At 70.6% G+C, this 13,216-nt stretch carries 10 protein-coding genes; 4 read left to right on the top strand and 6 right to left on the bottom strand.

The window, feature by feature from the left end; genetic code table 11:
- Positions 1-112: 112 nt before the first annotated feature.
- Positions 113-1,276, top strand: coding sequence for an ABC transporter ATP-binding protein (locus HMPREF0321_RS08125; RefSeq protein ID WP_006945740.1), 1,164 nt, complete (start codon positions 113-115; stop codon positions 1,274-1,276).
- Between the two features lie 23 nt (positions 1,277-1,299).
- Here HMPREF0321_RS08125 and HMPREF0321_RS08120 read toward each other — a convergent pair whose 3' ends face one another.
- The 3 genes from HMPREF0321_RS08120 to HMPREF0321_RS08110 form a co-directional block, all read right to left on the bottom strand.
- Positions 1,300-2,142, bottom strand: coding sequence for a thioesterase family protein (locus HMPREF0321_RS08120; RefSeq protein ID WP_006945674.1), 843 nt, complete (start codon positions 2,140-2,142; stop codon positions 1,300-1,302).
- A 97-nt stretch (positions 2,143-2,239) separates the two neighbouring features.
- Complete coding sequence (locus HMPREF0321_RS08115; RefSeq protein ID WP_006945683.1) at positions 2,240-3,619, bottom strand: M1 family metallopeptidase; 1,380 nt, start codon at positions 3,617-3,619, stop codon at positions 2,240-2,242.
- Positions 3,619-7,791, bottom strand: a complete 4,173-nt coding sequence (locus HMPREF0321_RS08110; RefSeq protein WP_006945750.1) for a Pls/PosA family non-ribosomal peptide synthetase — start codon at positions 7,789-7,791, stop codon at positions 3,619-3,621. The genes HMPREF0321_RS08115 and HMPREF0321_RS08110 overlap by 1 nt, the downstream gene beginning before the upstream one ends.
- Before the next feature lie 211 nt (positions 7,792-8,002).
- On the opposite strand from HMPREF0321_RS08110, the gene HMPREF0321_RS08105 reads away from it, so the two are divergent.
- On the top strand, positions 8,003-9,049 hold the full coding sequence (locus HMPREF0321_RS08105; RefSeq protein WP_006945748.1) for an ATP-dependent 6-phosphofructokinase: 1,047 nt from the start codon (positions 8,003-8,005) through the stop codon (positions 9,047-9,049).
- 6 nt (positions 9,050-9,055) lie between these two features.
- Positions 9,056-9,469 (top strand): hypothetical protein, encoded by a 414-nt coding sequence (locus HMPREF0321_RS08100; protein ID WP_006945701.1) that lies wholly within the window; start codon positions 9,056-9,058, stop codon positions 9,467-9,469.
- 172 nt (positions 9,470-9,641) lie between these two features.
- Here HMPREF0321_RS08100 and HMPREF0321_RS08095 read toward each other — a convergent pair whose 3' ends face one another.
- Both HMPREF0321_RS08095 and HMPREF0321_RS14895 read right to left on the bottom strand, forming a co-directional pair.
- The gene (locus HMPREF0321_RS08095) at positions 9,642-10,127 is read right to left on the bottom strand and encodes a hypothetical protein (protein WP_006945704.1); all 486 of its coding nucleotides are present in this window, start codon (positions 10,125-10,127) and stop codon (positions 9,642-9,644) included.
- 10 nt (positions 10,128-10,137) lie between these two features.
- Positions 10,138-11,034, bottom strand: coding sequence for a lysoplasmalogenase family protein (locus HMPREF0321_RS14895; protein WP_006945680.1), 897 nt, complete (start codon positions 11,032-11,034; stop codon positions 10,138-10,140).
- 254 nt (positions 11,035-11,288) lie between these two features.
- Between HMPREF0321_RS14895 and HMPREF0321_RS08085 the strand changes: the two genes are divergently transcribed.
- A complete protein-coding gene (locus HMPREF0321_RS08085) occupies positions 11,289-11,729 on the top strand; it encodes a hypothetical protein (RefSeq protein ID WP_006945714.1) in 441 nt (146 codons plus the stop codon).
- Positions 11,730-12,030: 301 nt separating this feature from the next.
- On the opposite strand, the gene HMPREF0321_RS08080 is transcribed toward HMPREF0321_RS08085, so the two are convergent.
- On the bottom strand, positions 12,031-13,080 hold the full coding sequence (locus tag HMPREF0321_RS08080; RefSeq protein ID WP_006945690.1) for a pirin family protein: 1,050 nt from the start codon (positions 13,078-13,080) through the stop codon (positions 12,031-12,033).
- Positions 13,081-13,216 lie beyond the last annotated feature (136 nt).

The following is a 13,216-nucleotide window of genomic DNA, read 5'->3' as shown; positions in this document are numbered from 1 at the left end:
CGGTCCGGCGTGGGCTGGTGGGACGCCGGTCGGTGAAGAGCGGGCCAACGGGATGCCGTCTGGTGGCGAGAGGTCCGACGGGTTGCGAGCCGGTGGGACGCGGTCCGAGGGGATGACGTCTGGTGGCGAGCGGGCCGATGGTGAGCGGGCCGCGGAGGCGGCGCGCGGGCTCGTCGTCAGCGGCGCCCGCGTGACGTTCGCCGGCCAGGAGTCACCGGCGCTCGACGACGTCGATGTCACCGTCGACGCCGGGCGCGTGCTCGCCGTCCTCGGCCCGAGCGGCTGCGGCAAGTCGACGCTGCTGCGCGCCGTCGCAGGCTTGCAGCGTCTCGACGCGGGGCGCGTCAGCTTCGACGGCGACGACGTGACGCGCGTGCCGACGCACAAGCGCGACTTCGCGCTGATGTTCCAGGACGGCCAACTGTTCGGGCACCTCGACGTCGCCGCGAACGTCGCCTACGGGCTGGCGCGACGTGGTGTGGGGCGCGCCGAGCAGGCCGCACGCGTCGGGCAACTGCTCGACCTCGTCGGGCTGCCTGGCTACGAGAAGCGTTCTCCCGCAACGCTTTCCGGCGGTCAACAGCAGCGTGTGGCGCTCGCGCGGGCCCTCGCGGTGCGACCGCGGTTGTTGCTCCTCGACGAGCCGCTCTCGGCCCTCGACAGAGGCCTGCGCGAGCGGTTGTCGACCGATCTGCGGGCCATCCTCACCGCCGAGAACGCGACCGCACTGTTCGTCACGCACGATCACGGCGAGGCGCTCACCGTCGCCGACGACATCGCCGTCATGCGCGACGGACGCATCGTCCAGCACGGTGCCGCGCCTGAGGTGTGGGCCGTGCCGTCCGACGAAGACACCGCCGATTTCCTCGGCTTCACGACGACCCTGGACCCCGACGAGGCGACAGCGGTGGGCCTCGCGCCGGGGCGTTGGAAGTTGCGTCAGAGTGCCCTACGGGTGGTTGCGACAGGAACGGCGTCCGGCTCCTCTTCGGGAGACGGTGTCGCAATGCGTGACGCCGGGGCGACGCATGGTTCCTCGTGGGGCGAAGCGGCCGGAGCGCGTGACGCCCGGGCCCCCCGCGCGCTGGCGGCGAGCATCGTGCACAGCGCGGTGGCGGACGAGTTGACGCGCGTGAGCGTCCGGCTCGATGCGCTGCCCATGCTGGAGCTGGCTGCTGTGGCCTACCCCGGCGACGTCGAACCGGCCGCGCTCGAGCCCGGCGCCCGCGTCGGCGTCGTGCTCGACGCCTCCCAGGGCGTGCAGTTCACCCACTGACGATTCCCGGGCAACATCGCGCGTCAGAGCTTGCGGACCGTCAGGCTCTGCGCGATGCGTCCGACGGGGCCGTGGATGTCGTGCAGTGACGTCATCGTGACGCCGAGCCCGCTCTCGCCCATCGCGACGATGGTGTCGAATCCCGTTGCGGTGGGGTCGGGTTGGCGGAAGAGGTGCACCGTCAAATCGACGTTGGGGTACATCCACTCGCGCGGATCGACGCGGACGGCGATGCCGTTGGCGCCGTCGATGACGGAGAGGAAGTGCGTCGTCGGGGTGATCTGTTCACCCATGACGATCGGCAGCTGCGTGCGCAGCCAGACGCGGTGTCGGCCCGGCACGTAGGGTTCGGCCTCGTAACCGTCGAGGGAGTGGATGAAGCCGCCCGGCCACATGCTCGCCATGCTGTAGGGGGTGCATTCTTCGAGGGGCGGCATGGTGGGCACGTCGGCGCCCGCCACCGGTGAGGAATCCTGCTTCGACAGACGCCACGCGCGCCCGACGATGATGGTTCGTCCGTCGACGCTGAACGTGGCTTCGACGAGTTCGATCGTGCGGCCGGGGCGGATCGTGCGCACCGACACGAGCGTCGGACGCAGCGGGATGAAGCCGAGGACGTCGAAGGTGATCTTCGCAAGCTGCATGTCGTCGCGCGGCTCGTGCTGTTCGATGCAGTGCACCATGAGCCCTGCCGACGCGGCGAGGTGCTGCTCGCCCTCGTTCCAGGCGCCCTGCACGTGGATCGTCGGATCGAACAGGCGCGCGCCCTCGGGGGCTCCTTCGGGGGTCTCGAGGCGGGGGATGAAGTAGGTGTCGACGTCCTCGCGCGGCGTGAACGCAGGAAGCTCAGGTGCATCAGCTGGCATGCCCTCACCCTACCCATCTGGTGTGACCTGGATCGCTTCGGTGGCGGCGCCGCGTACCCATCTGCGATTCCTGTCCACATTCAGTGGCTCGAGCGGGTCAGACGCGCGTGGAGCCTGGCCCAGGCAGCTGCGGCAGGGGGAGGGTCTCGAGCCACTCGGCGATGAGGGCGCCCACGGGTTCGACGCCGGCTGCGGCAGCCACCTCGTCCGCGAGCCGCACGAACTGCTGCGTCGTCACCGTCTTGCCGGTGTTCTCGGCCACCCATCGCTGCAGCAGCGTGAAGAACGCGGCGTCACCCATCGTCAGGCGCAGGGCGTGCAGCGTCAGCGCTCCGCGCTTGTAGACGCGGTCGTCGAACATGTCCTTCGGGCCCGGATCGTGCAGGCGCAGATCCTTCGGCAGCCGCGACAGGCGCAGCCACGCCTCGCGCGCCCGCTGGTCGGCGCTCCCGAGATGGATCTCCTCGCTCCACAGCCACTCGCTGTAGCAGGCGAAACCCTCGTGGAGCCAGATGTCCTCCCACGACGCCGCCGTCACGGCGTTGCCGAACCACTGGTGCGCGAGTTCGTGCGCGATGAGGCGCTGCGCGTCCCAGCCGCGGTTCGCGAAGTTGGAACCGAACGTCGACAACGTCTGCGACTCGAGGGGGATCTCGAGCGGGTCGTCGGTGATGACGGCCGTGTACGAGGCGAAGGGGTACGCGCCGAAGCGCGAGGAGAAGAAATCGATCATGTGCAGCTGGTCGGAGAACGCCTCTCGGACCGGCTCACGCAGACGAGGCGGGAAGACGAGGCGGACGTCCGTCGACTTCGCCTGGATCTGACGGGTCTGGTACGGCCCGATCTGCAACGTCGCCAGGTACGGAGACATGGGTGCTGTGCACTCGTACGTCCACGTCGCACGTCGGCCCGTGTGACGGCGGCGCAGCAGAGTGCCGTTGGCGACGACGTGGTACTCGGCATCCGTCGTCACGGCGAAGCGGTAGACGGCCTTGTCCGCGGCACGGTCGTTGCATGGGAACCACGTCGGCGAACCGTGGGGCTGCGACGCGACGATGACGCCGTTCTCCAGCTCCTCCCAGCCCGCGTCGCCATCGGGCCCGCGCATCGGACCGGGCGAACCTTTGTAGGCGACGGTGACGGTGAAGCGCGCGCCCGGCGCGAGCGGCTGCGCGAACCGGATGAACAGCCGCGAACGCTCCTGGCCGAACCGCGCCATCTTCGCGCCCGACACCGTCAGCTTCGCGACCTTGAGCCGGTGATGCAGGTCGAGTTCGATCCGGCGCACCCCGCCGTCGTCGAGCGAGGCCTCCGGCACGTCGTCGACGATGCGGCAGGCGAGCGCGGCCGTGGCGTCGAGACGGTTACCGGCGGGCGTGTAGTCGAGGGTCAGATCGTAGGAATCGACGCCGAACGCCAGATCGCCGTGACCCGGGACGTAGGGGTCGGCGCCGCCGCTCGGAGTGCTGCTGAACATCAGGAATCGCTTTCGGGTCGTGCGGTCGGCGTGGCGTCGCGTCCCTCGAAGGAGGCGCCGTTCGTGACGGGTTGCCCGTCGCCGGGGTGTTCGTCGGATGCTACCGGTGAGGACGGTTCGTCGTGGAACTCGACGTGGGTCGCGCCCTGCGAAGTGCGCGCCGCTTCGTCATCGTGCGCGACGGCGTCGGTTTCCATCTCGCCGCCGTCGCGGCGGGCGTCGGCGGGGTTCTCGTCCTCGATCCACGGGCCGATGGGATTGCCGAGCCAGCGGGTCTTGTCAGGCACGCTCTCGCCGCGCATGACGAGGGACGTCGGCCCGACGGTCGCGTGTGTGCCGATCTTCGCAGCGGGCAGGACGACGCTGTTGGGGCCAAGCGTCGCGCCGGCGCCGAGGGTGACGGTGTCCATCGCGAGGATGCGGTCGTGGAACAGGTGAGTCTGCACGACACAACCCGAGTTGACGCAGGCGCCGTCGCCGAGGCGGATGAGGTCGGCTTCGGGCAGCCAGTACGTCTCGCACCACACGCCGTGGCCGATCTTCGCTCCCATCGCGCGCAGCCACAGGTTGAGCACCGGCGTGCCGCCGTTGGCGCGGATGAGCCAGGGCGCGGCGACGACCTCGGTGAACGTGTCGGCGAGTTCGTTGCGCCACACGAACGAACTCCACAGCGGGTATTCGGTGACGCGCAGGCGCCCGACCAGTAGCCACTTCGCGATGACGGCGGACGCCCCGCCGAGCGCGCCGAAACCGACGAGCACGAATCCTGCCGTCAGCGCCGCCAGCCACCACGAGTGCGTGTCGGCGACCCACAGCATCGTCAGCGCTGCACCGGCGATGAGCGCCGAGTGCAGCGACTGCGGGATGATCCGCAGCGCCTCGACGACGGCGCGCGCGACACGCAGCTTTGTCGGCGGCGCGGTGGTACGGGAGGCGTCCGTCTCACCGGCCTGGCGGCGCAGACGTTGCGGCGGCGAGCCGAGCCAGCTCGTGCCCTTCTTCGCCGCCCCGCGTGCGGGCGCGGCCGACAGTACGGCGACGAGGCCGCGCTTCGGCACCTTGCGCCCGGGCGCGGCCATGCCCGAGTTGCCGATGAAGGCACCCTTGCCGACCTTGACGGGCGCGATGCGAATCCAGCCGCCGCCGAGTTCGTAGTTGGCGACGAGGGTGTCGTCGGCGAGGAACGCGCCCTCGCCGACGTCCGCCATCTTCGGCAGCATGAGCACGGTCGAGGCCTCGACCTCACGTCCGATCTTCGCGCCGAGCGCGCGCAGCCAGTTCGGCGTCAGCGTGCTCGAGTAGAGCGGGAACAGCCAGGTGCGGGCCTCGTCGAGGATGCGCATGGTCGTCCACGCGCGCCAGCCCTGACCGCCGTGAATCGCGTGGTGACCGGCGACGAGGCCGCGGCCGAGGGCGCGCACCGCAGCCAGGATGACGAGGGCCGTGACGACGAAACCGACGAGCGTCGCTGGGATGACGCCGATCGCGCCGATGCGGGCGATGTCCGCGACCGAGTCGGCGTGACGCAGCCAGGGCCACAGCACGGCCAGCCCGGCCGCCGAACCCACCGCGGGGATGAGCGACGCGGCCATGCCGGTCGCGCCGTACGCGACGAGCCAGATCGGCTTGTTCGGTGGCGCCTGCTCGTCCCACGGGCCGCGTGCGGTGCCGATGTGCTCGGCGGGCGCCCCGGACCAGAGCTGGTCGGCGGGCACGCGACCGAACACGCCCGAACCGGGAGCGATCTCCGCGCGCTTGCCGACGCGGGCGCCGGGCAGCAGCGTCGAGCGCGTGCCGACGCGGGCGTTCGGTCCGACCTCGATGCGTCCGAGATGGAACGTGTCACCGTCGATCCAGTGCCCGCGCAGCTCCACCTCGGGCTCGATCGAGCAGCCCTTGCCGAGCGTGAGGAAGCCGGTGACGGGCGGCAGGCTGTGCAGGTCGACGTGCTTCTTGATGTCGCAGCCGAGCAGGCGGCCGTAGAACTTGACGAGCGGCGCACCGGCGAGGTTGGTGGCGCCCAGTTCGTCGGCGATGCGTTCGGCGAGCCAGACGCGCAGGTGGGTGCGTCCACCGCGGCTGTACGCGCCCGGCGTCACCCCCGCGAGGATGGTGCGGGCGAATCCGGCGGCCAGCAGCATCCGCCCCGGCGGGGCGACGAACAGCACCCAGCCCACGAGGATCCACCACCAGCTCAGCGTCGGCACCCACGTCATGCCGGAGGCGTGCGCGAGGTTCGCGCCGGCACCCAACCACGTCAGCCAACGCAGCGCCGAGAACTGGCGTACAGCGAGCGACGCGACGACCTGCAACGTCTGCGTGCTGCGGCGCACCTTGACGACGTTGTCGTTCAATCGCCCGGTGGGAGAGGACATCTGGTCGATCGTCGCGGCGAGTTCGGTGATCGAGTTCGCCTCGTAGACGTCGGCGACGGTGATCTCCGGGTTCGTCTCACGCAGCCGCGCGACGAGCTGCGCCGCCGTCAGCGAGCCGCCGCCGAGGTCGAAGAAGTTGTCGTCCGGCGACGTAGGGGGAGTGCCCAGGATGCTGGCGAACAGCTCCTGCAGCCGCGCCGCCGTGCCTGTGAACGTCTCGCCGTCGCCGTCACCCGTCGGGATCTCGAGGGGCCACGGCAGCGCATCGCGGTCGATCTTGCCGGAGGTGCGCGTCGGCAGCGTGTCGACGACGGCGAGCTGCGGCACGAGCGCCGCGGGCATCGTCTCGCGCAGGTGCGCGGTGGCGGCCTTGCGGTCGAAGCCGTCCTTGACGGTGAGGTAGCCGACGAGCAGCTTGTTGCCCGTCTCCGAGGTACGCACCGCCGCAGCCGCACCACTGACGTGCGGCAGTTGCAGCAGCGCGGAGTCGACCTCGCCGAGCTCGATGCGTCGGCCGTTGAGTTTGATCTGGTCGTCGGCGCGGCCTTGGAACGTCAGACCAATCGGATCGTTGACGACGATGTCGCCGCTCCGGTACGCGCGCTCCCACCCGAGCGTCGGCATCGGCGCGTACTTCTCCGCGTCCTTGGCCGGATCGAGGTAGCGCGCGAGGCCGACGCCGCCGATGATGAGCTCGCCCGCCTCACCCTGCGGCACGGGGTTGCCCTCGGAGTCGACGACGGCGAGATCCCACCCGTCGAGGGGCAAGCCGATGCGCACGGGTGGCTCACCCGTCAGCTGCGCGGCGCAGGCGACGACGGTCGCCTCCGTCGGGCCGTAGGTATTCCACACCTCGCGGGCCTCGGTCGCGAGACGGGCGCCGATCTCGGGCGGGCACGCCTCGCCGCCGAGGATGACGAGGCGGACGTCCTTGATCGCCTCGTGCGGCCACAGCGCGACGAGCGTCGGCACCGTCGAGATGATCGTGATGTCGTTCGCCGTCAGCCACGGCCCCAGATCCATGCCCGACTTCACGAGGCTGCGCGGTGCGGGCACGAGGCAGGCACCGTAGCGCCACGCGAGCCACATCTCCTCGCAGCTCGCGTCGAACGCGACGGACAGACCCGCCATGACGCGATCACCCGGCCCGATGGGTGCGTTCTGCAGGAACAGGTTGGCCTCGGCGTCGACGAACGCCGCAGCGTTGCGATGCGTGACGGCGACGCCCTTCGGCTTGCCCGTCGAACCCGAGGTGAAGATGATCCACGCGTCGTCGGTGAGGGCAGGGTCGCCGGTGCGCACGTCGTCATGCGCCGCGGCGTCGTCGGCGTGCGGCGCGCGGGGGCTGATGACGAGGTCTTTGCCGACGATGGCGGCGACGTCGGCCTCGCCGAAGACGGTGTCGGCGCGCTCGTCGGGGTCGTCGAAGTCGACCGGCACGTACGCGCAGCCCGCGACGAGCGTCCCCGCGATCGCGACGTACAGATCAAGGGTTCCCGACGGGATGCGGATGCCGATGCGCTCACCCGAACCGATGCCCAGCTCGTGCAGGGCGTCGGCGAACTGCTCTGCGGCCTGGGCGAATTCGGCGTACGTCAGCACGTCCTGGCCGTTGTCGACGGCCGGGTCGTCCGGGTGCGCGGCGACGCTCGCGCGCAGGATGTCGACGAGTGTGCGCGGCGCGGGAGCCAGATCGCCACGCAGCAACGGGTCGCGGGTTCCGGATGGCTCTGGCTCCGCAGCCTCCGGCTCGGTGGGAACAGGGGCTTGAGGCGTCGTGTCGTCGGGGCGCGTCATGCTCACGGATCCTGCCGTCGAGGTGTGGTGACACCTTATCGTAATGGGCAACGCTCCTCCCGACGGGTGTCCCCCGCGCACGCGCGATGCGTCGCGCCGGCTGCCGTCCCATCCACATGGCTGCGGGTCTACTCGTCCGTAGGGAGAGACGCGACGTCCCACCCGGCGGTGCGGGTGCCCCCTGCCGCCGCGCATGGGAGAAACTAGGCGCATGAGCATCGGCATCCTGACCTCTGGCGGCGACTGCCCCGGCCTCAACGCCGTCATCCGTGGCGCGGTGATGAAGGGCGACAAGATCTATGAGCAGGAGTTCGCCGGCATCCGTGACGGGTGGCGCGGCCTCATCGTCGACGACGTGTTCTCCCTTCCACGCCGTCGCGTGCGTGGGCTGTCCAAGGAGGGGGGCACCATCCTCGGCACCTCCCGAACGCACCCCTACAACGGCATCGACGGCGTCGGAGGCCCCGACGCGATCCGCGCCGTCATGGAACGGCACGGCATGGAGGGGATCATTGCGATCGGAGGCGAGGGCACGCTGTCGGGTGCCGCGCGTCTCGCCGCTGACGGGCTGCCCGTCGTCGGCGTGCCGAAGACCATCGACAACGACCTGTCGGGCACCGACTACACCTTCGGTTTCGACACCGCCGTCTCCATCGCGACCGAGTCGATCGACCGACTGCGCACGACGACGGAGGCGCACCACCGCTGCATGGTCGTCGAGGTCATGGGCCGTCACGTCGGCTGGATCGCACTGCACGCCGGGCTCGCGAGCGGCGCCCACGCCATCCTCATCCCCGAGGTGTCGGTGACGCTCGCGCAGATCACCGAATGGGTACTGCTGACGCAGGCGCGCGGGCGTGCACCCGTCGTCGTCGTGTCCGAGGGGTTCCAGCTGAAGAACGACAAGGGCGAACTCGAGGACATCGCGGCCGAACGCGGCCTCGATGCCGCCGGACGCCCGCGCCTCGGTGGCATCGGTGAGGCGCTCGCACCGCTCATCGAACGCTCAACCGGCATCGAGACGCGCGCCGCGACGCTCGGCCACCTGCAGCGCGGCGGTGTGCCGACGGCCTACGACCGCGTGCTGGCCACGCGCTTCGGGCACGCCGCCATCGACGCCGTCATGCAGCGCAAGTGGGGTCAGATGGTGGCGCTCTCGGGCATCGACATCGTGACGGTGCCGATGGCCGAGGCGACGAAGGAGCTCAAGACCGTCCCGCGCAAGCAGTGGGACGAGGCAGCCGTCCTGTTCGGGTGATCGACGGTGCATGAGACGCGCTGGGCGCGCGCCGTCCGGCGTGGGGGCCAGTACCTCGGCGCCGGTGACGGGGGTGCGGGCGGCCGCGACGACCTCGTCGTCATCGTCGTGTTCGCCCCTGTCAGCCACGTCGACGCGGTGCGTGACGCTGCGGCGCGGGCCGGGGCGGGTGCGATCGGCGACTACCGCGCGTGCTCGTTCAGCGTCACCGGCGAAGGGCGCTTCGAACCGCTCGCCGGCGCGCAGCCGCACATCGGCGCCGTAGGGCGCCCCGAGGTCGTGCAGGAGCAGCGCATCGAAGTCGTGTGCCCGCGGCGCGACGCCGTGCGGGCGCTCGACGCCATGCTCGCCGCGCACCCGTACGAGGAACCGGCCTGGCACGCCTACCGTGCGCTGTCGCGGGAGGATCTTGCGAGGTGATCGCTGCGCGTGATGCGGCGTGGCGACCTCGCATGACACGCTGCGGTGGCCTCGCGTGATGCAGGATGGCGACTGACGAACAGGCAGGCACGCAGTTGCGCGCCTACGTGTGAGTGACCTGCCATCCGGCGGGCGTCTCCTGCGGCGCCGGGCCGGCGAGCACCCAGACCCGTCAGGGCCACAGCCAGCAGTAGACGTGCTTGCCCTCGTCGCCGGCCGTCAGCGCGAGCGCGACGAACTGGGCCAGGAACTCGCCGAGTTCACGTGGGCCGGCTTCCCACTCGTCGGCGTCCTCGGGTGCTTCGACGGCGGCCCATTGGGCGGCGAGGTCGTCGAACGGCCCCTCGCGCGTCGACATGAGCGCGACGAATCCCGGGTCGACCTGCAGGACGAACTTCTGCTCGTCGTCACTCGTCGCGACGAGCGCGGGCCAGCCGTTCGTCACGAACTCCTCGACGGGCACGCCCGTCAACAGCTTGTTGAGGTAGCCGAACGCGAGGCCCGGATCGACGACCTGGGAGGGGACGACGTCGTATTCGACTGCCGGAGCGTCGGATTCGTCGTCGAACGGGATCGAGCGCACGCCCGTCTCGAGGTTGACGAGCGCCGCGGCCTCCTCGTCGGACGCGGCGGCGAAGTAGTCGATCTGCAGAGCCATGCCTGCATTATCACCCGCGGTGACATCGCGCGGGAGTGATGTCGTCGGCGGCCAACGCGTCGACGAGCATCGCGAGCGCCGCGGTGTACGTCGCCACGACGGCGGTGTCGGCGACGCGCCGCAGCCTGCTGTGCGGCAGCAGTTGTCGGGTGACGATGAGGGCGTCGCTCGCGAGGAAGAGGGCCCCGCCACGGGCGGTACGGGCGTCGTCCTGGGCGAGCATGGCCATGGCGACGAGGAGCGCCCCGTAGGTCGCGACGACAGGGTCGGGCAGTGCGGACGATGGCGCGTCGGGCGTGCGCGGCTCGGGGGCGCGCGGCTGAACCCTGGCGGCGTCCGGGTTGTGAGCGGCGCTCGGAGCGCTGTCGTCCGGCACGATCGACGAGACGGAATCGCGCCGGGCGGCAACGTGATCGACCACGGCGAGCGCGGCGAGCGTCGTCACGCCGACTGCGATCGTGCGCGGCGTGAAGCGCTGGCCGCGCGTGCGCATGACGGTGAGCAGGCCGAGCTGCTGCACACCGAATGCGGCCGCGCCGCGACGCAGATGACGGCGAGCCGCCGCGCCCTCGCTGCGCGACTCGGCGAGCATGAGGTGGTCGCCGATGGCCGAGCCGGTGAGGGCGACGAGCAGCGTGCCGGTCGTAGGACGGCGACGCGGGGTCCACGCCCCCGGGCGAGTCGCGACGTCGAGCGCGGCGAGCGGTGCGACGAGATGCTTGGTGACGGCGTGGAGGCGATCGTCGGGCAACAGAGCCCCGAGGCTGGTCGTCGCAGCGACGACGACGTATGCCGCGGCCGAGGGGCGCGTCGTCGCGAGGCGAGCGATTGCAGGGCGCGTGGCCGCGCCGGGAAGTGAGGTGATTGCGCGGCCTGCCGAACGGTGGCGCAGAGGACGCAGTTTCATGCCCGCTCACCGTGCGTCATCGTCATCTCTCCTTGAACTCGGGTTCGGTCTCGGGGCGCGTCAGCGCCGTTCTCGTCCCCTCAGCATCGCAGCTTCGCGATGGCCTCGCGGTGGATATCGACCCCGCGGGCGTGGATAACGGGCAGGCAGCTTCGCGGGGCGGGTTCTGTGTCGCCGGAGTGAGCACGAGGTGGCGAGCTCAGGTTTGCCTGCACTGGTTGGCGCATCTCGCTGCGCGGCCGCATGATCGGCGCATGAATCGCCTGCCCGAACCGCTCGACGAGGTGCTCTTCCCCGCCGAGCTGTTCCGCCCCGAAAGCGTCGACAAGCCCGCCGCGGACGACGGCGTCGTCGCCAACTCACGCCTGACCGCAACGCTCGGGGCCTCGCTCGTCCTCATCCTGAGCGCCGTCGGCGTCACCTTGCTCGACGTCGAGGGGCTCATCGAGTGGCATGCGGGGCTGGGCATCGCCGCGGGCGTCGTCGTCCTCGTCAAGCTGACCTCCACCGGCTACCGGCTCGTGCGTTACTACACGCGCGACGGCCGCTACGTCGCGTCAGGGCCACCGTTCATCGTCCTGCGACTGCTTGCGCCGCTGCTCGTGGTGCTCACTGCGAGCGTCATCGGCACCGGCATCGTGACGCTGTACGAACCGGACACGATCTGGCTGACACTGCACGAGGCGTCGTTCTAGGGGTGGATCATCTGCGCCGCGACGCACGTCCTCGCCTACGTGTGGCGGCTGCCGAAGGTCATCGCAGCTCCGCGCGGTCAGCGCCCACGCCCTCGGACGGCGCCCGCGGTCACGGCCGTCGTCGCCATCGTCACCCTCGCACTGGCCGTCGGCTTCGCGGTGTGGTTCGTCATGCAGATGCCCGCTCTGCCCGTTGGGTGACGACGCCGGCCGGCCCGTCGTGGGCGACGAGCCGGCCTCGAAGGTGGACGAAAATCGCCGATGGGGACGAAAATCGCAGTTGGGGACGGCGGCGCGGTGGTCAGGGGGTCGTGATGGTGCCCCCGTGCGGCATGGCGGCCACGGCGTCGCGCAGTTCGGCCTCCGTCGCGCGGTAGGGGCGCAGGGCGTCCGCGGGGACGCGGCCGAGGCGTCCTGAGCGGAAGTCCTCGAACGCCGCCATGACCTCCGCCTTCGTGTTCATGACGAAGGGACCGTACTGCACGACGGGTTCCTTGATGGGGCGACCGCCGAGCAGCAGCACCTCGAGCGACGGGGTCTCGACGTCCTGGCGGGCGTCGGCGGTCAGCGTCATGAGGTCACCGGCGCTCGTGACGATCGTCTGACCCGCCGAGATGGGCCGGGGCGACGAACCGTCAGCGGGCGTGCTGCCGATGGTGCCCGAACCGGACAGGACGAACACGAGGCCGTTGTAGGACGCCTCCCACGGGATGTCGGCGCGCACGCCGGCAGGGATCGTCGCGTGTGCCATCGTGATCGGCGTGTGCGTGCTGCCCGGGCCGCGGAAGCCGCCGATGGAGCCGGCGATGATGCGGATGAGCGCGGCACCGTCGTGCGTCGTCACGAGCTCGGAGTCCGTGCCGTCGATGTTCTGGTATCGCGGGTCGGCGAACTTCTGCGCGGCCGGCAGGTTGACCCACAGCTGGATGCCGTGGAAGAAACCGCCCGAGACGACGAGCTCGGCCGGGGGCGTCTCGATGTGCAGCACGCCCGAACCGGCCGTCATCCACTGGGTGGCGCCGTTCTCGATCATGCCGCCACCCCCGTGCGAATCTTGGTGCTGGAAGCGCCCGTCCATGATATAGGTGACGGTCTCGAAACCGCGATGCGGGTGCCAGTCGGTGCCCTTCGGCTCGCCCGGGGCGTAGTTGACGGCGCCCATCTCGTCCATGTGGACGAAGGGGTCGAGCTCGTCGTGGGGTATGCCGGCGAAGGCGCGCGTGACCGGGAAACCCTCGCCCTCGTACCCCTTCGGGCCGGCCACGTGACGGGTGACGCGGCGCTCGCGGGCCGTGGCCGCGGGTGCGGCGAGGCGCGGCAGCGTGAGCGTGTCTGCGGTGACGGCGGGCATGTGATCCTCCTGGCGATCGGTTGCCTGGTTCAACCTAGTTTACATTTCAACTATTCCGCCTGGCGGGGCGGGTGAGGTGGACGGCCGCCGCCGCGGTTTCGCCCGTGGTCGACGACGTCAGGCGAACACTTGGTGA

It is taken from the genome of Dermacoccus sp. Ellin185 (assembly GCF_000152185.1).
Taxonomy (GTDB): Bacteria; Actinomycetota; Actinomycetes; order Actinomycetales; family Dermatophilaceae; genus Dermacoccus; species Dermacoccus nishinomiyaensis.
The sequence above is the reverse complement of the archived record's forward strand: the minus strand, read 5'-3'. Positions and strand labels throughout refer to the sequence as shown.